Source organism: Salmonella sp. 32120201201600049SM (assembly GCF_017572835.1).
Taxonomy (GTDB): domain Bacteria; phylum Pseudomonadota; class Gammaproteobacteria; order Enterobacterales; family Enterobacteriaceae; genus Salmonella; species Salmonella enterica.
The window spans coordinates 79,990-99,785 of record NZ_JAGESA010000012.1; the positions used below are offsets into that span (position 1 = coordinate 79,990).

Below are 19,796 nucleotides of genomic sequence, written 5' to 3' on the forward strand. Positions count from 1 at the left end.
CAGAGCAATTTTAACAACTAAAGATAAATAGATTAGCGCCGAAATAACATCTGAGCGAAAAATTAACATCCAGATAACCTGCACAGGACGCTATCATGTCTTCTCATCCCTACGTCAGCCAGCTAAATACCCCGCTGGATGATGATACCACTCTGATGTCTACGACCGACCTGGAAAGCTATATCACTCACGCCAATGACACTTTTGTCCAGGTGAGCGGCTATCAGTTAAACGAGTTACTGGCGCAGCCACATAATCTGGTGCGTCATCCGGATATGCCGAAAGCTGCCTTCGCAGATATGTGGTACACCCTAAAACAGGGCGAACCGTGGAGCGGCATTGTGAAAAACCGGCGTAAAAACGGCGACCATTATTGGGTGCGGGCCAACGCGGTACCGATGATACGTGAAGGGCGTGTGACGGGATATATGTCGATCCGTACCCGCGCCACGGATGATGAGATTGCCGCCGTCGAGCCTTTATATCAGGCGCTAAATGAAGGGCGGTGTAGTAAACGTATTCATAAAGGCCTGGTGGTTCGTCAGGGTTTGCTGGGCAAACTGCCCGCTATGCCTGTTCGCTGGCGAGTGCGTAGCATTATGGGGCTAATGGCCGTAATGCTGGCGTTGGCGCTGTTCGGTACGGATGCCTCATGGCAGGCGTTGCTGTTGGGCGCGTTGGCGATGCTGGCAGGTACGGCGCTATTGGAATGGCAAATTGTGCGTCCCATTGAAAATGTGGCGACGCAGGCGCTGAAAGTGGCGACCGGCGAACGCAACAGCGTACAACACCTTAATCGTAGCGATGAGTTGGGGCTGACGCTGAGGGCCGTGGGGCAGCTTGGCTTGATGTGCCGCTGGCTGATCAATGACGTATCAAGTCAGGTTTCCAGCGTCAGAAACGGCAGTGAAAGGCTGGCGAAGGGTAATAATGATCTGAACGAACACACCCGTCAGACCGTGGAGAATGTTCAGGAAACGGTAACGACCATGAACCAGATGGCGGAGTCCGTGAAGCTCAATTCCGAGACGGCTTCCGCTGCGGATAAGCTTTCCATGGCGGCCAGTAGCGCGGCGACTCAGGGAGGTGAGGCGATGGATACGGTGATTAAAACGATGGATGATATCGCTCACAGTACGCAACGTATCGGGACGATCACCACGCTAATTAACGATATCGCTTTTCAGACGAATATCCTGGCGCTGAATGCGGCGGTAGAAGCGGCGAGAGCGGGCGAGCAGGGGAAAGGGTTTGCCGTGGTTGCTGGCGAGGTACGCCATCTTGCCAGCCGCAGCGCTAACGCGGCGAACGATATTCGTAAATTAATTGACGCCAGCGCAACAAAGGTGCAGTCAGGCTCCGAGCAGGTTCACGCCGCAGGCCGTACCATGGATGACATTGTAGCCCAGGTGCAAAATGTCACCCTGCTTATCGCACGGATCAGCCAGTCGACGCAGGAACAGACAGATGGGCTTTCCAGCCTGACTCGCGCCGTGGACGAGTTGAACCGCATAACCCAGAAGAATGCGGCGCTGGTGGAAGAGAGCGCACAAGTCTCCGCGATGGTAAAACACCGTGCCAGCCGGCTGGAGGATGCGGTCACGGTACTGCATTAAGTTTATTTGTAGGTAGCAACGGTAATGACATCCGCTCGGTAGCAACAAGCTTACCGGGCGGATGTGCTCTGATAGAAGGCGGTGCCTGCCATCATAGAGAGTACCAGTGGCCTGTGATGTTAAAAATAATGTGATATTTATTCCTTCTCCCTTGTCTACCTATTAATAGGTATAAACTCAGTTAATAAATAAGAAATGGTTAACCTTTTAGCGTATTTCTTTCATTATTAGTGCCAATTTATGTCACTTTTGGTTCATCTTTCTGTGAACAATAAAAATTACTTACTAATAATGTTCTGAAATAAAAAGCGATCAATATCATAAAGTTAGTAACATTATTGCCGATAAATCTTCCTGTATGAGGATATGCAATCCCAGGGAGAAAATATGTTTTTGCATAACATTAAAATACGTTCAAAATTATTTATGGCCTTTGGCTTATTCATTGTTCTCATGGTGGTGAGTTCCGCTCTGTCTTTGTTTAGCCTTGATCGGGCTAATACGGGTATGCAGGACATTATTACCAATGATTATCCCACCACGGTAAAAGCCAATCTGTTAATCGATAATTTTAATGATTTCATCATCGCGCAGCAGCTCATGTTACTGGATGAAGAGGGGCGCTGGAGCCAGAGCTCGCAGAAAGAACTCAGTGAGATAAGCCAGCGCATTTCGGCGTTACTGGATGAGCTTTCCAGGGAAAATAGTCACGATGCGGATTCACAGAAAATCATTAATGAGATCCGTGAAGCGCGCCAGCAATACCTGGAGTCCAGATTCCGTATTTTGAAAGATATTCAAAGCAATAATCGTCAGGCGGCCATTCAGGAGATGATGACCAGAACGGTGCAGGTGCAAAAAGTCTATAAGGACAAAGTCCAGGAACTTATCGCCGTTCAGGACGCGCAGATGCATGAAGCGAGCGTGCAGGTCAAAGAGGATTTTAAAAATAATCGGACGCTGTTAATCACTTTGGCGCTGATAAGCATCGCCGCCGGAGGCGTAATGGGATGGTATATTGTGCGTTCTATTACCCGGCCGCTTGATGACGCAGTACGCTTTGCCGAGGCGATTGCCGATGGCGATCTGACTCGTCATATCACCACCGACTATAAAGATGAAACAGGCGTACTACTGCAAGCGTTAATGGCGATGAAAACGCGTCTGCTGGATATCGTACAGGAAGTGCAAAACGGTTCGGAAAGTATCTCCACAGCGGCGGCGCAAATTGTCGCCGGTAACCAGGATTTGGCGGCGCGTACGGAAGAGCAGGCCAGCTCGGTTGAAGAAACGGCGGCGTCGATGGAACAGATTACCGCCACGGTTAAAAATACGGCTGACCATACCAGTGAAGCGACCAAACTCTCTGCCAGCGCCGCCAGCGTAGTGAAAAACAATGGGGAGATGATGAATCAAGTGACGCAGAAAATGCGCGTCATTAACGACACGGCAAATCGTATGTCGGATATCATCAATATCATTGATTCCATTGCCTTTCAGACCAATATTCTGGCGCTGAACGCGGCGGTTGAAGCGGCGCGCGCGGGCGAACATGGGCGTGGTTTTGCCGTTGTCGCCGGAGAGGTTCGCCAGTTGGCGCAAAAGAGCGCCTCGTCAGCCAGTGAAATCCGTAATTTGATTGAAGATTCAACCAGTCAGACTCAGGAAGGGATGCACCTGGTGGAGAAAGCCAGCGCCCTGATTAATGGCATGGTGGATAACGTCGAAGAGATGGATGTGATATTACGTGAGATTGGGCAGGCCAGCCGCGAGCAAACTGACGGTATTTCGCAGATTAACAGCGCGATTGGCCTGATTGACGCCGCCACGCAACAAAACTCCTGCCTTGTGGAAGAGTCTGTTGCCGCCGCGGCGTCGCTGAACGAACAGGCGTTACATTTAAAAGAGCTGGTTAACGTGTTCCGCGTCCGCGAAGAGGACACGCAGCCCGCTTAATCCAGTTCGGCGATTTCCAGCGCCGCGCGATCAATCACGCCGATAATGCGTTTGATTTGCGCGTCGTTGATATCGCTGTGGTTTATCCGCAGATCCAGCACGGCCTTGAAGTTATCCAGCGCCCGCTTCATCTGCGGATTTTTACGTAACTCCATGCCCACACAACGGGCTTTTAGCCGCGCCTGAATATGCGTCAGGTGTTCGCGATTTTCATCAAGCCATTGCGCGCCGTTCGCGGTAATCGCGATTTTTTTCCGCCCGCCTTCTTCGTCGCTAATCGTGATAAATTGCTGATCCTGTAAAAAATCCAGCGTAGGGTAGATCACGCCAGCGCTTGGCGTATAGCCGCCCCCCGTCAGGTTTTCTATCGCTTTAATCAGTTCATAGCCGTGGCTGGCGTCCCGGGTCAGGATATCAAGAATGACCAGCCGAAGTTCCCCGTGGCCAAAAAATCGCTGGCGTCGACCACCGCCCTGTCCATGACGACCACAGCCGTGTCCGTGACGGTGTTCGCCGCCGCAACTGGCGTTCTCATGCTGATGCGCGCTATGGCAGCCTTCATGCTGATGTTCTCGATCTTTGCAGCAACCATCGTGCTTATGATCCCGGTTTTTGCAACACCCTTCATGTTGATTTTGCATCATTGCCTCCTGCTTATTTAGATATATCTAATTTATATCTAAATAATGGGTTTTAGCAAGGGTAAAAGCCATTGTTGCGATAATCTATTAATTTATAACATTTTATTCTAAGGTTATAGTTAGCGACGCGTTGCCAGAACACTATCAAAAAACAGTTGCATTTTTATTGATTAACAATCATTATCATTTAAAACTTTAATTTAGATATATCGTATTACTTCACGAAGGCAAAAAATGACGACATCATCCGCACGCTATCCACAGCGTGTTCGTAATGAACTGCGTTTTCGCGAGCTGACCGTTCTGCGGGTAGAACGTATTAGCGCAGGATTTCAGCGGATCGTACTTGGCGGCGAGGCGCTGGACGGTTTCACCTCCCTGGGCTTTGACGATCACACGAAAGTTTTTTTCCCTGAGCCAGGCTGTCGCTTTACGCCCCCGACAGTCACTGAGGAAGGCATTATCTGGGGGGAGGGCGTTCGTCCGGTCTCCAGGGATTACACGCCGCTGTATGACGAGGCGCGTCGCGAGCTGGCGCTGGATTTCTTTATCCACGATGGCGGCGTAGCCAGCCGTTGGGCAATGGAAGCCCGTGAAGGCGATACACTGACGATTGGCGGGCCGCGCGGTTCGCTGGTGGTGCCGGAAGATTATGCTTGTCAGGTTTATGTCTGCGATGAGTCCGGTATGCCTGCGCTACGTCGTCGTCTGGAATCGCTTAGCCGTCTGCCTGCGCGCCCTGCGGTAACCGCGCTGGTGAGCATTCAGGATGCGGCATATCGCGATTATCTCGCCCATTTGACGGATATTACTGTGGAATATGTTGTTGGCGGCGATGAACAGGCATTGCAAACGCGCCTGTCGCAGCTGGCAATACCAGAATCAGACTATTTCATCTGGATTACTGGCGAAGGCAAAACGGTAAAACGTTTAAGTCAGTGCTTTGAAAAGGGGTTTGATCCACACCTGGTACGTGCGGCAGCCTATTGGCATCGTAAATAGCGGTATGGGGCGAGCCCTGTCAGAAACAAAAAAGCCACTCTTTAGAGTGGCTTAATTATATGATTTTAAAGCTAAAATTTGGTGGCCCCTGCTGGACTTGAACCAGCGACCAAGCGATTATGAGAACGATGTACTATTTAGTTAAATCAATAAGTTACAATTAAATCAAAAAGTTAGACAACGGATGCTATTGGGTGTTATTGGATGTTTGAGTTCTGAGGGGACAAAAAGGGGGCATTAAAAAGGTGGTGAATGCCCCATTATGAAGTCAATCTAAATCGTCGTCTGAAAATATAGAAGCAAGCTCATACAACTCCTGAATGTCTTGATACTCTCTCCACATAATAAAATACTTATCAAGAATTTTTAATTTTGTTTTATTTTCATCATATTCAAAGACAATCGGTTTTATACCATGCCTAGTCTGTAATTCAACGCTTTTAGAAAGGGCCTTAGCTAATTTTCTCGTTGTTACGCTGAATTTATTCGGGTGTGCTTCTTTAATAGTTTCCCTTAATACCTTTTCGTATACTCCACTTTCAAGAGTAGATTTGTCTAATTTTAATAAGGCATAAAGAATCCATTTGTATAAATTTAACTCTGTTTTACCGAACCCCTTGCTAAAATCCATTAAAAGATGTCTGAATCTTGCGTTTTGCATGTCCAGTTCTTCTTTAATTTCAGAATCAAGGGCTATATTTGTGCCTACAGTTTTTGTTACTTTCTGTTTGAAGTGAACCTGATCTAATTCGCATGCTTTTAAGCATATTTTTTGTACAAGGAAAACGTTGCCATTTGCTTTGCGAATGAGATTTTTTTTAAATTTTTCATCAAAAATGATATTAAGAAGACGTTCACTATTGACAAATAGTTCGTTGATATTTTCATCTTTCCACAAATCAGCATTAATTGATTTAACTCGTCCGGTTAGATCACCATTGGCTGATGTTATTCTATCATTCTCTAGCCAAACGCCAATAATAATGAAACATACTCTAGATAGCTCATGGTAAGCTTTTAGTGTGATTGAGAAATCTTTTTGAGTTTGAATTGGAAGATAGTGAAACTCTTCTAAGATAATATACTTCTTAAAATTAACTTTATTTATAACATCAATAATGTCGTTCACATCATTGGCATTTATTGCGTAATCATGTGTTTTTTTATCATGGGAAATACCTCCTCCTGTTTCAACTTCAGCAAGCCCTGGTATTTTGAATTTTATTTTTAAGGAACCATCAATTTTTACATTCTTTGAATCTTCGATGGTAAATCCAACTTTTTTTAATATGGCTAACTGCAAGTCTGCAATGCCCCAATTATTATCGCATGTTATTACTACAGCATCGTGCTCTTCTAAATGTCGTTTGCGAAGAGACGTTTTTCCTTGTTTCGAACTTCCATAGATAACAATATGGTTTTCTTGTAAAAGAGTTTCAATGAAAACATCATCAACATGAGTTCTTTGAACATAGTTCGCAGGAACATCTCGTGATGTCTTAAATATTTCATATACGGAATTTTCTGGTTTCATAGGTATTTTGTCGTGCTCAGAGGGTTAAATTTAATAGCTTCTTCAAGGTGATCAGGAGCGAAATGAGAATACCGCATTGTCATTTTTATATCGGTATGTCCTAATATTTGTTTTAAAACAAGTATATTTCCGCCGTTCATCATAAAATGACTTGCAAAGGTATGACGCAGAACATGTGAAAGTTGTCCATCAGGAAGGTTTAACTCAGCGCGCTCAACAGCTTTACGGAATGCGGAATAACATGATTTAAAGTAGCGCCCCGGTTTCTCTGGCTTTGGCAATGCGTCAAAGAATTCTTGGCTAATTGGCACAGTTCTGTTTCTATTTCCCTTTGTTTTGAAAAAACTAACTTTAAGATTTTTGATCTGTTTTGTAGTTATCGACTCTGCTTCATCCCACCGTGCGCCAGTTACCAGGCAAAGACAAGCTACCCAGTATGTACTGTCGTTACGGCTTTTCATGCACTCTTCTAACAGCCGCGTAATCTCTTCATGTTCAAGGTATGCCAGTTCGGCTTCCTCTGATTTGAAAGCGCGGACATTTATTAGCGGGTTATCAAGTTTCCAGTGCCCCAGTCGCTTCAGCTCATTAAACACCGCGCGGAAATAGGCCAGCTCAAGATTCATTGTCCTGGGGGAAACTTGTTTGACGCGAGTTGTCCGGGATATCTCCCCAGAAAGGCGTTTTTTCCGATACAGGGAAAACATGGTTGCATCGAATTCATGAGCAAGTGGATCGCCCATACTTTCACAGGCAAATTCCATTGTGGATTTGCGCTTTTCACCATCGTCCAACGTAACGCCGTGTTCATCAAACCACTGGTTTACAAGGTCGCGTAGCTTTCTCCGATCCTCTTTACCGTCAAGCCAGGGCTTTACATGGACGTTTTCCATAATGTGATTTTGGTAGGCTAGCGCCTCGCCTTTGGTGGAGAACGTCTTACGGATGCGTTTGCTGGCTTTTCCCTGGGGTTTCCCTTCCGGGTAAAAGTCCAGCAACCATTTCCCGTCCGGCTGTTTTCTGATGCCCATTATGCGTTTGTTATCGTCATGACCACGCGGCCGATAATTTCGATATCCTCCAGCCCACAGTCAAAAGCCATGCCGACACCACTGATGCGCACCTTTTTTACCGGGATGCGTGTCAGTGTTCTGATGCTGGTTTTTCCTTCGATATTCACCAGCCATTCTCCATCAAATACTTCAGCGTATTTTTGATCAAGGATGTATTGCGCCTTTTCATCCTGCACACAGATTGGGTCTGTCGGTAGCGGGGTTCCTGCCTTAAAGAAAACCTTGTCAAACATCACAAAGCCTGAATCATAGAGCTGGCCATCAACTAGTTTCTTTTTAGAAAACTTCATGATGTCTAACTGCTCGTCGTCAAACTTCTTGCCCTGCCCTGTGGCCAGCCATTCGAGGGACACACCAGTTTCAGCACAACACTGAACAACCATATCGGCAGGGAAATTATCGCGTCGATATCTACCTGAAAGGCTGCTTGAAGCCATATCAAAATGATCTGCTAAGGCTAATTTGGAGCTGAATCCGTAAGCATCAATGATGCGATCCAATACTTCAGCGCTGTTCCCGGATTGTGTAAAAGAAAACTTGGACATGTTCTGCTCTCTCGCTTTTTACAACATTGTTGTTGAAAGCTTCTTTTTTACGAGATAGTATTCATCCCGGTGTTGTTTTTTACGAATATTATTGAATGTTGCTGCATTCAACTGAACAAAGGAGTTTGCCTTATGCGTCCTAACATTACAATCACCATCCCTACGCCATACCTTCCTTTAAAGGAATACTGTCGCCTCACTGGAACCCCTGAGGGAACAGCGCGCGATATGGTTCGTGATGGTCGTTTGCCAATTCGAGGTAAGAAAGATGCACCTATGAGCGGCGTGCATATCAACATGGCAGCCCTGACCGTTCAGGCATTAAGCGAATGCAATATTTCGCTTAACGCGTAATTAATCCTACGGATTAGGGAGAGGCAAACAATGTTTGATTACCAGACCTCTAAACATGCGCACTTTGATGCGGCTTGCCGAGCATTTGCGGTTGAGCACAATCTGGAAGATGTGGCCGCTGCCGTTGGTATGAAACCACAAATCCTGCGTAACAAACTGAACCCAGCACAACCGCACCGCTTAACCTGTGACGAGCTTTTAGCCATTACGGATTACACCGAAGATGCACGTTTACTGGATGGGATGCTTGGGCAGATTAACTGCCTTCCATCCGTGCCGGTGAACAATGCTACAGAAGCCAACATGCAACTGTGTGCTCTTAGCGCCACCGCCAGTGTAGGCGCAATTGCTGGGGAAGCCGTATCAACTGGTCACATGACCGCCGCCCGCCGTACACAAATTCTTGATCGCGCTCGCGATGCTATCCGTAGCCTTTCCGTGTTGGCTTACACCGTTGAAAGCCGTATCCATTCTGCGCCGGTTTTAGCCGCAGCGGTGGATCTGGTCACGACGAATGCCACTGGCCTGATGTGAGGGAACATTATGAAAGCGTTTGTGACTTACCTGAAAAAAGAATCACCGGCTATGCAGTTACCCAGTGGTTCAACCGGTTGGATAGAACTGCCGAACGGCCAGCGCTGGAATCCTGGCCACACATATAAATTTAATGCACATGAGTCTGTCCAGATGAAGGGCGGTTCTGTTCTGCGTTTCCTGACGACTAAAACCCGCCGCCTGCTGGGAATGGTTGGGGGGTGTTATGGCAATTAACCAGGAACAGCAAAAGCGTGGGCTGGATCATCTAAAAAAGATTCGGCGCAAATATTTCAGTACTAGCAGTGAAGCCGCTGAATGGTGGGACAACCTGACACCAGAATGGCGCGGGGTGGTTCTTCATGCTGCTGCAATCAATTCCAGATCCGGCGTTTTTAAACGCAGCTTAAGTAATTGTTGCTGGCGCGAACTTTTTGAGCGGTTGGAGTATCGGGACATGATACAGCTGCGTCAGGGAATTTCCCGTGCTCGTTTAACTTTTAGCGGATTCGGGAGTTTACGGGACAGTGATTTCTCCAGACGAACCGCTGAACGTCCAGTAAAAATCGTCCATCCCATTAATACCAGGAACAAAGTGCAGATGATTATCGCACCTCATATTGTCCATAAATTGCAGCAGGGGAATCACTGATGAGCATTATTTCTGTAGAGGGTAAATCGTTGGGGGCTGAACTGGCTGTGTGGGGAGTCCCGCATAACTACGCGGTAGCGTTTGCAGAGAAAAGCGCCAGTAAAAATGGCCGCATTGCGTTGCATCCGTTCTTCTTCAATGACACCGAACACATGACTAACCCGCGCCACTGGCTGGCGATCAATGCCGCTTTCTGGTGCTGCGTGTACCGCGAGGCGGAGAGCAAAGAGGCACAGATTGAAGCACTGGCGGGGATTCGCGCAATTTTCTATACAGCCGGGGCGCTGGGTGTTGGCGAGATAAAGGCGCTGATCCAGGCGTGGTGGCGGACAACCTATGAGCTTCACCTTATTCCGGCACCGAATTATTCAGCCGCCACAGTACCCCCCACTTTTCACTAATTAACAGCCCGAATTTTTGGCCACGGTTTAGGTGGCCGGGGATTCTTTTGCCTTAAGGAACTGAAAATGAATAAAGAAAGAGAAATATTTGCCAGAAAACAATTCGACTATCAGATTGAGTCTGCTTTTTCCGTGTGGCAGGACATGCTCACCAAAGCCACGCAGGAAGGTAAAGCCGCTGCTGCTGATCTGTGTTCCACCCGCCTGGATAAGCTGGCCACCCATGCAACCAATGAAGGTTTAAGCGCAACGGAAATCGTTGAGTTGATCCGCGAAGAAGCCGCAGCGATTTGCAGCAAAGGCGGTGCGGCATGGCAATAAAAGCTCCGCTTAAATGGGTGGGCAGCAAAGCCCGCCTTATGCCGCAATTACGTCCCCATTTGCCGGAAGGAAAGCGCCTGGTTGAACCGTTCGCCGGTTCCTGTGCCGTCATGATGAATACGGATTATGACGAGTATCTGATTGCAGATGTGAATCCTGATCTGGTTAATCTTTATAAAGCGATGGCATATCACACAGATGCGTTGCTTAATGAGCTGGAGAGTCTGTTTACTGCCGGTTCGTTAGGTGACGAAGAAAGCCGAGCGGTTTTCTATTACGCGGTGCGTGATGCGTTCAACCTGTCAGGTAAATCCTTTGGTTCGGAATCCGTAGAAGCTGCTGCGCGTTTCCTGTACCTGAACCGGCACTGCTTTAATGGCCTGTGCCGGTACAATCGCCGCGGTCAGTTCAATGTTCCGTTCGGTAAGTACAAAAAGCCTTATTTCCCTGCTGATGAAATCTGCGCCTTTGCTGAAAAAGCAAAGCGCGCAACATTCATTACTGCCCACTATTTAGAAACGCTTGATTTGGTTCGGGACGGGAATGACGTTGTTTACTGCGATCCGCCTTATCTGACTGATAGTGATAATTTCACCGCTTACCATGAGCGTGGTTTTTCGCATATGGATCAGGGGCGGCTGGCGCGTAAGCTGCGGCGCCTGGCTGAACGTGGAATTCAGGTAGTCGCGTCAAACAGCGATCTGGAAATGGTGCATTACCTTTACGCAGGTTTTAACTCGGTAAGGGTTAATGCGCCGCGTAGTGTTGGTGCGGCAGCTGCAAGCCCGAAAATGGCGGCAGAACTGATTCTTAAATGGCCTTTACCGGCGACTCCTGAGGCCAGCGCATGACGCTGGCAATAAACGAAGATTGTTACGCCGTTGATGCCTGGCGGCGTGAAACCTTCGCGCCAGGTACACCGGCAGACGTGACAATCACGGAGCGCCGCCTGTGGGCTATAAACCCGCAGGATCATAAATGGCGTGCTCAATACCTGCATGAAATACCCGACTGGTTAGCCGGGTATTTTGGTCGTCGTTACGAAAAGCTTTTTACTGGCCCTGACGGGCGTCGCCGTGCCAATACATTCCTGCGTCAGACTATTGGAGGGAATGTATTGCCACGTCTGCGCAAAGTGGCTGCTCATTATAAGCTGGCCGCTGATGCAATAGACCTTCCTTTTGGCAAGTCGCTGGAACGCCTGCCGTCACTTGACCGCCCGGAACTTAAAAAACTGGCTGGCCAGATATCTGGCTGGATCTCCCAGTCGCTGTATGACTTCACCGAACGGTTTGATTCCGGCACTGATGACACTAAAGAGCTGCACCGCCGAACGATGGAGTCTTATCGCTATCTTTGTGCGTACAGCCTGATGCTGAATAATCAGCCGCCATACTGGGCAGAACATGAAGCTAATGCCGGGCAACTGGAAACACGTAAGGCTGAATCCGGCATTCTTCGCATGATGGCACCTGAATGGTGGTATCTGCGCCTGAAGCGAGCGCGTGACGTACAGCGTGAGCATATGGCCATAGCCGTGGGGCAGGTGCAGAAAGCGGCCAGCGCTTATGTATCCCGTAAAACCCTGGTGGAATGGATAGAACAGAAAAAGCGAAATCTGGAGTTCTTTAAAAAGTTTGATCTGCTGAATGATGAAGGGCTGCGCATTGCACTGGACAGCATGGTACACCGCAGCGTTGCAAATCCGGCGATCCGTCGCTGTGAACTAATGGTAAGAATGCGAGGATTTGAAGATATGGCCAATGAAGAAGGGCTGGCCGGTGAGTTTTACACTATCACCGCGCCATCTCGTTTCCATGCGGTACACAGCAAAGGGGGCTTTGTATCGCAATGGGATGGAAGTACGCCGCAGGATACCCAGCGCTATTTATGTGGCGTATGGGCAAAAGCCCGCGCCGCGATCTCGCGTGCGGGTATCCATGTATTTGGGTTCAGGGTTGTCGAACCTCACCATGACGGGACACCGCACTGGCATATGTTGCTGTTCATGCGCCCGCAGGACGTGGGCACGGTGCGCGATATTCTTTGTTATCACGCCAGAATTACCGATTCCGAAGAACTGCAAACGCAAAATGCGCTAAAGGCACGTTTCCATGTTGAAGCTATCGATCCCGCTAAGGGGTCAGCGACGGGCTACATCGCCAAATACATTTCCAAAAACATTGATGGATTTGCGCTGGATGGCGAGCAGGACGAAGAAACCGGCGAAAACCTGCGGGATATGGCCAAATCCGTTTCTGCATGGGCTTCACGCTGGCGTATTCGCCAGTTTCAGCAGATTGGTGGTGCGCCGGTGACGGTCTGGCGTGAGCTTCGTCGGTTGCGGGATCAGGTGCTGACCGATCGCAGAATGGATGCGGTTCTGGCTGCTGCTGATGTCGGGGACTGGGCTGCATATACCCAGGCGCAGGGCGGCGCGCTGGTTGCCCGCCGTGATCTGGTTGTTCGTCTGGCCTATAAAATTACGGAACAGGGTAACGAATATGCGGAGGACGTGCAGCGCGTACAGGGTGTTTATTCTCCTTTGGTTCCAGATTCAGAGGTCTGCACCCGTCTGGTTAAGTGGCAGAAGGTTGCGAAGTTGGCCGAAGCGTCAGCGGAGGCGGGTTTTTCTGGCGGCAACGCCGCCCCTTGGAGTTCTGTCAATAACTGTACGGAGGGTGGAACCCGCAGACGGTTAAAACTGGAATTAAGAAGCCGGGGGTTCGATGGTTCTGATGAAGAAATAGACATACTGAAACGAGGGGGAGGGCTTCGTTTCGGTCAGTCAGCACTCATTTACCGGAACGGACGACTACAGGAGAAGCAAAACGAGCCAATGCAGGAGCTTTGGCCGGGATGGTTATGACGCTGTAACTCTGTGAAACATATCTATTTGTCACCTGGTTAACAGAAAAATATGTTTCACAATTAGTGCTTAAAGGTGTACTGTATGTTTATACAGTTATTGTTTGTATGGGAGGGTAAATGGATATTCTGGAGGCGTCGGCACAGCTGGAACGCATTGAGTTGTTGGCCAAGATTGCCCATATTTACGAAAGTAACCAAAGAGAGAAAACGATAGCTTTGTATTGGATTGGAGAGATTGCAGGAGAAATGCGGGAAAAGGTTAGTAAAGCGATGAAAAGCCCCCAAAAAGGGGGATTGTCAGGCGGCGGGAGTCGCTTTCAGTAAGTCTAATGCCATCTGACGCTGATCGGGTGAAAGGGCATTCAGTATTTTTTGTACCATAGCATCACCTGTTTTAGCGCTTGGGCTGAGAGTGTGGGAGAACGTCAGATTCATGACAAACGTGTGGCCACACTCAACATCTGAACAGGCGCAGTAAATATCGGCAATCTGCCGGTGTTTCCGGTTCGTTTTACGAATAACAGCTTTTGAGCCGCATTCCGGGCATTCGATTTTCAGAACTCGCATATTCCATGCTCCAGCTGTTAAATGATGCCTGGATTTTAGCCTTTTTTGCCTCATACCGCACCCTTATCCGTTGATTCTGTGTAACTTAAATCAAAGTTCAGGTGCAGGTTTTCCGGTATTTCTGGATCATTGTTTACGGCCATCATAAACCGGCGCTGAACAGGGGCGACTTCGCTTTTTTTATAAATCCGTTCGGCCTTTTCTACGTCACCCAGTCCGGCAGTATTTTGCGGGACAATGCCGGCAAGCCCGGCAGGAAAACGGTGCGCGTTCAGAATGTCCTGGGCACTGATATTCTTGATGTTGGCAAATTCATCCTTAGCGGAAATATCCCCCATTTCAATGAATTTGATGGCGTCACCGTCTCCGCCGGGAATGTTTACCAGGATGGTGGAGAAGTTGCCGATCCCTTTGCTGTCACGCAGCTGCTGTTCAATTTCCTCTTCCATTTCATCCGTCATGCTGGGATCGCGCGTGTAGAGAATGCCGCCAGTGTGGGCGCCATTGTGGTAGTAACGGCGACGGAAAATGACCGCTTCGCTGTTGAGTAATGCAGAATGTACGCCGCCGATGTAGTCCGGCAGTCCGTAAATATGCTGTTGCGGGTCATACATTTTGATGAAGATAATATCTTCTTCAGGCCATATCTGCGGTTCGCCTTCCTGTAGCACCACGTAATCACCAGGTTGATCAGTTGCGTTGTTCCTGTCTTTCCTGCGTCGGATATAGAGGCCGGGTAAGGGTTCCAGTCCGATCACGTCTCCCCATCCGTTACGAATTTTTCCAAGCGCAATATCCCCAAATGTGATGTAGTCAAAAGCTGCGGCTTCCAGCTGGTCGTAAGTCAGGCCGCCAGACAGATAATCAGACACAATCATGTTTTTACGGGCGTGGATGATACCGCCATGTTGACCGTTAAGGTTAATCAGCTGTGCCAGTGCCAGCCGGTCAATTGGCTGGGTAAAGTGATCGGCGGCATTGTCGTACCAGATATCCCGGTAGTCGGTGCCGGTGGTCAGAACAGGTTCCGGTTTGCCGAACGTAATGATGCTCATTTTTTTTGACTTATCGCCGCGCTGGTCGCGCTTAACGAAGTGTTTCTTTTTACTCATGCTGCCTTGTTCCTTAAATTCCAGCGTGATTTAGGTTTATTTTCATAGTTCAGAGGTTCGTTATGCAGGGCGTGGGTTATCGCCCAGAACGCTTCGGCGTGTCCTGTGTCCTGGCTGCGGTCTGCAACAAAGGTCATGGCATTGCCGCTTTGTGTGGTTGTGCGGCGTACGGACATAAAGCTGGCCGGGATCTCTTTCAGGTTTTTGTCCCATTCAATTCGCTGACTTTCGACCACGTCAGCCGCCTTCAGTACCAGCTTATTTTTCGTGTTCAGGTCGTAACGAATGGCGACGGCCACACGCATGGCAAAATGCTGAATGTTGTCAAAAATGCCCTGGCCAATACCGGTAACGTCCACGCCCAGATAGGTGAAGTTGTATTTTTTAAACAGCTGCTCGATCTGCTTTGCCTGGTACCGGAAGTTCATTCCTTTCCAGTAAATCACCTTCAGAACGCGGAATTTCTCCACGGCGAACATCGGCGGCGCCACAATCACAAAACAGGACAAATCCCCGCTGCGAGCCGGATCAAAGCCGCCCCATACTGGCCTGTCACCAAATGGCCGGGCGGCGTCCGGGTTATGATCCTGCCAGGTATCCACTTCCACGCCGCAGGCTTCCAGGTCGGAAAAGCTGAAAACGGAATCTTTACTGTCCACGAACACGCACATATAGAGCATGTTGAAAGTGGCTGTGTTGTAGCGGTTGCGCAGCTTGTCGATGTTGGCCAGATTGAAGCCGCCCGCAATAGCATCCTCCATAGTAATGACGTAGCGCCACTGGCCATCCGGACAAACCCGCCCGCCGTCGCGCAATTCATCAAAGGTCGGAAACTTAATGGCAGTACGTTTTTTACTGCCCCGTTTCCATTCATCGCCTGTCCAGAACGGGTACGCCTGGTGAGTTTTAGCTGACGGTGTTGAAAAGTAGGTGGTACGCCACTTGTCATGTGTGGCCATTGCACTGGCCACTTCATTAAGTTTTGTGAAATTTGGAACCCAGAAATATTCATCACAGTACAGGTGGCCGCTGTAGGACTGGGCGGTGTTCTTGTTGGTGGACAGGAAGCGCAGCTCCGCGCCGTTGGACAAGCGGATGGGGTTGCCGGTCAGCGTGATGCCAAAATACTGCTCTGCAATGTTGACGATGTAAGACCGGAAGTATTCCGCCTGGACTTTGGAGGCAGACAGGAAGATTTGCGGATCGCCTGTCATGACCGCGTTTTCAAAGGCTTCAAATGCAAAATACCAGGTCGCACCAATCTGGCGGCTTTTGAGAATGTTTCTGACCAGCTGGCCAATGTTCCGGCGCAGGTGTTTCTGGTATTCAAACAGGTGTTCATCAGCCCAGGCGTCAAAATCCTCCTGCGTCAGCGAGGAAATATCGTTTTTCTTGTATTTCCGTTTGCGGCGGGGTTCGTCGTCATTGCTGTCCCGCGCATCTGCCTGCCCGGAATTCTGACCGCTGGCCATCTTTTCTTTATGCTTATTGCTTTGCGCACGTAGCTTTGTGGCGTGAGCAATGAGCATGTCCATTTCTTTCAGGTCGAGATCGGTTTTGTTATCCCGGCTGGCCAGTAGCTGGTAGCGGCGTTCGATAGCCTCTTCAGTGCTTTCAAAACTGAGCAAATCAGCCCAGCTGTATTTTTCAGCCCAGTAGTAAACTATCCGCGCATTCGGCAGATTTAATTCAGATGCAATTTCTTTTGGCGTATAGCGGCGCAGATAAAGTGCGCGGACAACGCCTTTTAATTCTTCAGAGTATTTAGAGTATTTAGCCATGCGGTAATTATGCCGTGGCTGTAATAAAAAAACGGTGGTGATAATTCGTCTGCATTCGGTAAAGCGTTATATCCGAACTGTTCAGAATAAAACGTAATGCAGCAATGGTTTTATTTGGCAATAATTGATTTGCAGCGTCAGGAAGTGGAACAGGGGGGATATGTCACATTTAAAAACTGACTGGCTGTGTGTTGCTACTGAAGGAGATACCGTTGACGGCAGGATAATTAAACGCCAGTGGATTATCGATATGGGGGAAACCTATGACTATAACCACTATGTCGCTTTAATCTGGCCAGAGCATGAGGACGATTACGGTAATTTTGGCGAAGTTCTGGAGGCCACATGGAATGATGGTGAAGATGGACTGGCGCGGTTGTATGTCAGTTTATGCCCGAATATACGTCTGATTTTCGCCAATCATGAAGATCAGCTTTTGTTCTTCTCCATTGAGCCGGAAGAAAACTGGCGTGGTAGCGGACGGACTTACCTGAAAGGACTGGCAGTAACAGACACGCCAGCCAGTGTTGGCACCACACGGCTGCGCTTTAGCAGTCGGCGCAAAAAATTATCTAAGCAGGGTTATTACGGCTGTGTAATTTCCCGTGATGGAAAAATAATACAGGAAGAAAGAATGAAGAACTGGCAAAAAATGTTTGGTATTAAACCGAAGTTTGAAGATGAAACGCCGCCAGATGATACCACGCAGGGTGATGATAAGTTACAGGCACTGGCAAACGCGGTAAACGAACTGGAAGGCCGTGTGGCCAAAATTGAAAATCAACTGAATGATGTTCAGGGTGATGTGGATACTATTGCGGAAGTGGTGGATACAGAAGAATTTGCCGCCATTCGTGATAATGCAAAAGATATCGTTAAGCGTTTTAACGATTTGGGAAATAAATCAGTCCGTACACCAGGCCGCAAAATTTCAGAGAAAGCTGGAAAGTTTAATTTCCTGTAATTCACTTTAGCGCTGATTAGTTTCAAATATTTTTATTATCGCTTAATCGCGAGGGAGTTTTATGCACCTTAATAACCGTGCGCGGGAATTACTGGACGGATATTCGGCGGGCATGGCGCAGCAGTTTGGGGCGCGTGATGCCAGCCGTTATTTTTCCCTGAATAACCCGCAGGAAAATGCGCTGCGTCTTGCGCTGCTGGAGTCCGTCGAATTCCTGGACATGCTTACCTGTCTGGATGTTGATCAGCTGAGTGGCCAGGTGATTTCCGTTGGTTCTTCCGTATTACACACAGGACGTAGTGAAAGTGGCCGTTTTATTCGCCAGGTTGGTGTGGACGGAAACGACTATTCACTGGTTGAAACAGACAGCTGCGCCGCGTTGCGCTGGGATCTGCTTTCGGTCTGGGCAAACGCCGGTAAGGATGAAAACGAGTTTTACAACCTTGTCCAGGCATTTACCACGCAGGCTTTTGCACTGGACATGTTGCGTATCGGCTTTAACGGTAAGAGCCGCGCAAAAACCACTGATCCCGAAGCTAACCCGAACGGTGAAGATGTGAATATCGGCTGGCATGAGCGCATGAAAACGCTGCTGGGCGGCAATCAGATTATGACCGATCCGGTGGTGCTGGATGCAGCCGGGGATTACAAATCACTGGATGCAATGGCGTCAGACCTGATTAACGCCAAAATTCCGGCGCAGTTCCGCAATGACCCGCGTCTGGTGGTTCTGGTGGGGGCTGATCTGGTTGCTGCTGAACAGTATCGTCTGTATCAGGCCGCAGACCGTCCGACTGAAAAAATCGCAGCGCAGTTGCTGGGGAATACCATTGCTGGCCGTCCGGCCATTATCCCGCCTTTTATGCCGGGAAAACGCATGGTGGTGACGCCGCTGAAAAATCTGCACATCTATACCCAGCGCAATACCCGTATGCGTAAGGCGGAGTTTGTGGAAGACCGTAAGCAGTTCGAAAACAAATACCTGCGCAATGAAGGATATGCGGTGGAAGTGCCGGAACTGTATGCGGCCATTGATGAATCCGCCGTAACTATCGGCAAGGTTTCCGAACCAGCGGAGGGCTGATAAATGGCACTTTCTCCCGCGCAGCGTCACAGCCAGCGCATTGCGATGGAACAAAAGCTGAAGCGAAGCCAGGCGCTGGAAACCACGGAAAGTATGCACCTTCTGGTCAAAGCGCTGGAAACGGATGTGGGGCACGTACGCAGCCTGCCGACAATCGCGGATCGCATTGAGTTTAAAAGGGATGTGTTGCTGCCGCGCTGGGTACCGACTGTTGAAGCGTATCTGGAAAGCAAGCAGGTGTACGCCAATCCGGTATTTGCCTGGTGTGTTATCTGGCTGTTTGACGTGGGCGAGCTGGATCAGGCGCTGGAATGGGCTGATATCGCAATCAGTCAGCAACAGGCCACACCGGATCAGTTACGCAGCAATTTTCCCACGTTTGTGGCCGATACGATGCTGGCATGGGCGCAGGAAAGCGCCGGGCGCGGAGAAAGTATTGAGCCGTATTTCTCCCGTACGTTTGAACGTGTGGCAGGGGTATGGCGACTGCATGAGCAGGTAACAGCCAAGTGGTACAAATTTGCGGGGCTGGAGCTGCTGCGCAATGAGGATGGCCAGCAAACTGCTGCGGGTGTGGATGATATTGAAACGCTGGAAAAAGCCGATCATTTACTGGCCATCGCAGAAAAACACTACTCAAAAATTGGCGTCAGAACAGCGCGGCAGACCATTGCCGCCCGTGTCCGAAAACTGACGCAGGGGTAAAGACTACCGTACGCCAGGCGGACGCGGTGGAGGGCAAAACACCTTGTGTGTCATTGCGCCGTGGAAACCGGTCAGTCCGCCTT

22 protein-coding genes are annotated in these 19,796 nt (G+C 49.0%); 15 read left to right on the forward strand and 7 right to left on the reverse strand.

Annotated features, from left to right (window positions below):
* The first annotated feature begins 95 nt into the window (after positions 1-95).
* On the forward strand, positions 96-1,616 hold the full coding sequence (locus J4650_RS19400) for a PAS domain-containing methyl-accepting chemotaxis protein (protein ID WP_001582503.1): 1,521 nt from the start codon (positions 96-98) through the stop codon (positions 1,614-1,616).
* Between the two features lie 387 nt (positions 1,617-2,003).
* A complete protein-coding gene (locus tag J4650_RS19405; RefSeq protein ID WP_023993922.1) occupies positions 2,004-3,572 on the forward strand; it encodes a methyl-accepting chemotaxis protein in 1,569 nt (522 codons plus the stop codon).
* On the opposite strand, the gene J4650_RS19410 is transcribed toward J4650_RS19405, so the two are convergent.
* Complete coding sequence (locus J4650_RS19410) at positions 3,569-4,216, reverse strand: PadR family transcriptional regulator (protein ID WP_000983434.1); 648 nt, start codon at positions 4,214-4,216, stop codon at positions 3,569-3,571. The two genes, J4650_RS19405 and J4650_RS19410, sit on opposite strands and share 4 nt — an antisense overlap.
* A 231-nt stretch (positions 4,217-4,447) precedes the next feature.
* Between J4650_RS19410 and J4650_RS19415 the strand changes: the two genes are divergently transcribed.
* Positions 4,448-5,215, forward strand: coding sequence for a siderophore-interacting protein (locus tag J4650_RS19415; protein ID WP_023993921.1), 768 nt, complete (start codon positions 4,448-4,450; stop codon positions 5,213-5,215).
* 268 nt (positions 5,216-5,483) lie between these two features.
* Here the strand turns inward: J4650_RS19415 and J4650_RS19420 are convergent, their stop codons facing one another.
* The 3 genes from J4650_RS19420 to J4650_RS19430 are packed head-to-tail and all read right to left on the reverse strand — an operon-like array spanning position 5,484 to position 8,367.
* Positions 5,484-6,749: a hypothetical protein gene (locus tag J4650_RS19420; protein WP_079948304.1), complete on the reverse strand. Its 1,266-nt coding sequence runs from the start codon at positions 6,747-6,749 to the stop codon at positions 5,484-5,486.
* A complete protein-coding gene (locus J4650_RS19425) occupies positions 6,746-7,780 on the reverse strand; it encodes a tyrosine-type recombinase/integrase (RefSeq protein WP_079948305.1) in 1,035 nt (344 codons plus the stop codon). Before J4650_RS19425 ends, J4650_RS19420 begins: the two co-directional genes overlap by 4 nt.
* Positions 7,780-8,367, reverse strand: coding sequence for a phage repressor protein CI (locus tag J4650_RS19430; RefSeq protein ID WP_079948306.1), 588 nt, complete (start codon positions 8,365-8,367; stop codon positions 7,780-7,782). The genes J4650_RS19425 and J4650_RS19430 overlap by 1 nt, the downstream gene beginning before the upstream one ends.
* A gap of 132 nt (positions 8,368-8,499) precedes the next feature.
* Here J4650_RS19430 and J4650_RS19435 point away from each other — a divergent pair, with 132 nt between their 5' ends.
* The 9 genes from J4650_RS19435 to J4650_RS19475 all read left to right on the forward strand — a co-directional run bounded on the left by J4650_RS19435 (position 8,500) and on the right by J4650_RS19475 (position 13,824).
* Positions 8,500-8,721, forward strand: a complete 222-nt coding sequence (locus J4650_RS19435; protein WP_060683173.1) for a hypothetical protein — start codon at positions 8,500-8,502, stop codon at positions 8,719-8,721.
* Between the two features lie 30 nt (positions 8,722-8,751).
* Positions 8,752-9,255, forward strand: coding sequence for a phage regulatory CII family protein (locus J4650_RS19440; RefSeq protein ID WP_079948307.1), 504 nt, complete (start codon positions 8,752-8,754; stop codon positions 9,253-9,255).
* A 9-nt stretch (positions 9,256-9,264) separates the two neighbouring features.
* Positions 9,265-9,492 (forward strand): phage filamentation protein Fil family protein, encoded by a 228-nt coding sequence (locus J4650_RS19445; protein WP_079948308.1) that lies wholly within the window; start codon positions 9,265-9,267, stop codon positions 9,490-9,492.
* The gene (locus tag J4650_RS19450; RefSeq protein WP_000996837.1) at positions 9,482-9,907 is read left to right on the forward strand and encodes a hypothetical protein; all 426 of its coding nucleotides are present in this window, start codon (positions 9,482-9,484) and stop codon (positions 9,905-9,907) included. Before J4650_RS19445 ends, J4650_RS19450 begins: the two co-directional genes overlap by 11 nt.
* Positions 9,907-10,308: a hypothetical protein gene (locus tag J4650_RS19455; protein WP_079948309.1), complete on the forward strand. Its 402-nt coding sequence runs from the start codon at positions 9,907-9,909 to the stop codon at positions 10,306-10,308. The genes J4650_RS19450 and J4650_RS19455 overlap by 1 nt, the downstream gene beginning before the upstream one ends.
* Before the next feature lie 144 nt (positions 10,309-10,452).
* A complete protein-coding gene (locus J4650_RS19460) occupies positions 10,453-10,629 on the forward strand; it encodes a DUF2732 family protein (protein WP_079948321.1) in 177 nt (58 codons plus the stop codon).
* The gene (locus J4650_RS19465) at positions 10,620-11,480 is read left to right on the forward strand and encodes a DNA adenine methylase (RefSeq protein ID WP_079948310.1); all 861 of its coding nucleotides are present in this window, start codon (positions 10,620-10,622) and stop codon (positions 11,478-11,480) included. Before J4650_RS19460 ends, J4650_RS19465 begins: the two co-directional genes overlap by 10 nt.
* Positions 11,477-13,498, forward strand: a complete 2,022-nt coding sequence (locus tag J4650_RS19470) for a replication endonuclease (protein ID WP_079948311.1) — start codon at positions 11,477-11,479, stop codon at positions 13,496-13,498. Before J4650_RS19465 ends, J4650_RS19470 begins: the two co-directional genes overlap by 4 nt.
* A gap of 119 nt (positions 13,499-13,617) precedes the next feature.
* A complete protein-coding gene (locus J4650_RS19475; protein WP_000353141.1) occupies positions 13,618-13,824 on the forward strand; it encodes a hypothetical protein in 207 nt (68 codons plus the stop codon).
* Here J4650_RS19475 and J4650_RS19480 read toward each other — a convergent pair.
* From J4650_RS19480 to J4650_RS19490, 3 genes are read right to left on the reverse strand one after another with little or no spacing between them, the layout of a single operon-like run.
* Positions 13,798-14,121, reverse strand: a complete 324-nt coding sequence (locus tag J4650_RS19480) for an ogr/Delta-like zinc finger family protein (RefSeq protein WP_001552031.1) — start codon at positions 14,119-14,121, stop codon at positions 13,798-13,800. The genes J4650_RS19475 and J4650_RS19480 overlap by 27 nt on opposite strands.
* Positions 14,118-15,179 carry a phage portal protein gene (locus tag J4650_RS19485; protein WP_000038208.1) on the reverse strand — a complete coding sequence of 354 codons (1,062 nt, stop codon included), beginning with the start codon at positions 15,177-15,179 and terminating at the stop codon, positions 14,118-14,120. The genes J4650_RS19480 and J4650_RS19485 overlap by 4 nt, the downstream gene beginning before the upstream one ends.
* Entirely contained in the window at positions 15,176-16,960 is a 1,785-nt protein-coding gene (locus J4650_RS19490; protein ID WP_033567004.1) for a terminase family protein, read from the reverse strand. Before J4650_RS19490 ends, J4650_RS19485 begins: the two co-directional genes overlap by 4 nt.
* 160 nt (positions 16,961-17,120) lie before the next feature.
* Between J4650_RS19490 and J4650_RS19495 the strand changes: the two genes are divergently transcribed.
* From J4650_RS19495 to gpM, 3 genes are all read left to right on the forward strand, one after another.
* Complete coding sequence (locus J4650_RS19495; RefSeq protein WP_033567003.1) at positions 17,121-17,924, forward strand: GPO family capsid scaffolding protein; 804 nt, start codon at positions 17,121-17,123, stop codon at positions 17,922-17,924.
* 61 nt (positions 17,925-17,985) lie between these two features.
* Positions 17,986-19,008, forward strand: a complete 1,023-nt coding sequence (locus tag J4650_RS19500; protein ID WP_000550496.1) for a phage major capsid protein, P2 family — start codon at positions 17,986-17,988, stop codon at positions 19,006-19,008.
* Between the two features lie 3 nt (positions 19,009-19,011).
* Entirely contained in the window at positions 19,012-19,713 is a 702-nt protein-coding gene (gene gpM / locus J4650_RS19505) for a phage terminase small subunit (protein ID WP_001218537.1), read from the forward strand.
* Positions 19,714-19,796: the final 83 nt, after the last annotated feature.

Bases quoted from the DNA above. Each gene is read 5' to 3' on its own strand.
- J4650_RS19400 (WP_001582503.1), top strand. From the start codon at position 96: ATGTCTTCTCATCCCTACGTCAGCCAGCTAAATACCCCGCTGGATGAT.
- J4650_RS19405 (WP_023993922.1), top strand. From the start codon at position 2,004: ATGTTTTTGCATAACATTAAAATACGTTCAAAATTATTTATGGCCTTT.
- J4650_RS19410 (WP_000983434.1), bottom strand. From the start codon at position 4,216: ATGATGCAAAATCAACATGAAGGGTGTTGCAAAAACCGGGATCATAAG.
- J4650_RS19415 (WP_023993921.1), top strand. From the start codon at position 4,448: ATGACGACATCATCCGCACGCTATCCACAGCGTGTTCGTAATGAACTG.
- J4650_RS19420 (WP_079948304.1), bottom strand. From the start codon at position 6,749: ATGAAACCAGAAAATTCCGTATATGAAATATTTAAGACATCACGAGAT.
- J4650_RS19425 (WP_079948305.1), bottom strand. From the start codon at position 7,780: ATGGGCATCAGAAAACAGCCGGACGGGAAATGGTTGCTGGACTTTTAC.
- J4650_RS19430 (WP_079948306.1), bottom strand. From the start codon at position 8,367: ATGTCCAAGTTTTCTTTTACACAATCCGGGAACAGCGCTGAAGTATTG.
- J4650_RS19435 (WP_060683173.1), top strand. From the start codon at position 8,500: ATGCGTCCTAACATTACAATCACCATCCCTACGCCATACCTTCCTTTA.
- J4650_RS19440 (WP_079948307.1), top strand. From the start codon at position 8,752: ATGTTTGATTACCAGACCTCTAAACATGCGCACTTTGATGCGGCTTGC.
- J4650_RS19445 (WP_079948308.1), top strand. From the start codon at position 9,265: ATGAAAGCGTTTGTGACTTACCTGAAAAAAGAATCACCGGCTATGCAG.
- J4650_RS19450 (WP_000996837.1), top strand. From the start codon at position 9,482: ATGGCAATTAACCAGGAACAGCAAAAGCGTGGGCTGGATCATCTAAAA.
- J4650_RS19455 (WP_079948309.1), top strand. From the start codon at position 9,907: ATGAGCATTATTTCTGTAGAGGGTAAATCGTTGGGGGCTGAACTGGCT.
- J4650_RS19460 (WP_079948321.1), top strand. From the start codon at position 10,453: ATGCTCACCAAAGCCACGCAGGAAGGTAAAGCCGCTGCTGCTGATCTG.
- J4650_RS19465 (WP_079948310.1), top strand. From the start codon at position 10,620: ATGGCAATAAAAGCTCCGCTTAAATGGGTGGGCAGCAAAGCCCGCCTT.
- J4650_RS19470 (WP_079948311.1), top strand. From the start codon at position 11,477: ATGACGCTGGCAATAAACGAAGATTGTTACGCCGTTGATGCCTGGCGG.
- J4650_RS19475 (WP_000353141.1), top strand. From the start codon at position 13,618: ATGGATATTCTGGAGGCGTCGGCACAGCTGGAACGCATTGAGTTGTTG.
- J4650_RS19480 (WP_001552031.1), bottom strand. From the start codon at position 14,121: ATGAGGCAAAAAAGGCTAAAATCCAGGCATCATTTAACAGCTGGAGCA.
- J4650_RS19485 (WP_000038208.1), bottom strand. From the start codon at position 15,179: ATGAGTAAAAAGAAACACTTCGTTAAGCGCGACCAGCGCGGCGATAAG.
- J4650_RS19490 (WP_033567004.1), bottom strand. From the start codon at position 16,960: ATGGCTAAATACTCTAAATACTCTGAAGAATTAAAAGGCGTTGTCCGC.
- J4650_RS19495 (WP_033567003.1), top strand. From the start codon at position 17,121: ATGTCACATTTAAAAACTGACTGGCTGTGTGTTGCTACTGAAGGAGAT.
- J4650_RS19500 (WP_000550496.1), top strand. From the start codon at position 17,986: ATGCACCTTAATAACCGTGCGCGGGAATTACTGGACGGATATTCGGCG.
- gpM (WP_001218537.1), top strand. From the start codon at position 19,012: ATGGCACTTTCTCCCGCGCAGCGTCACAGCCAGCGCATTGCGATGGAA.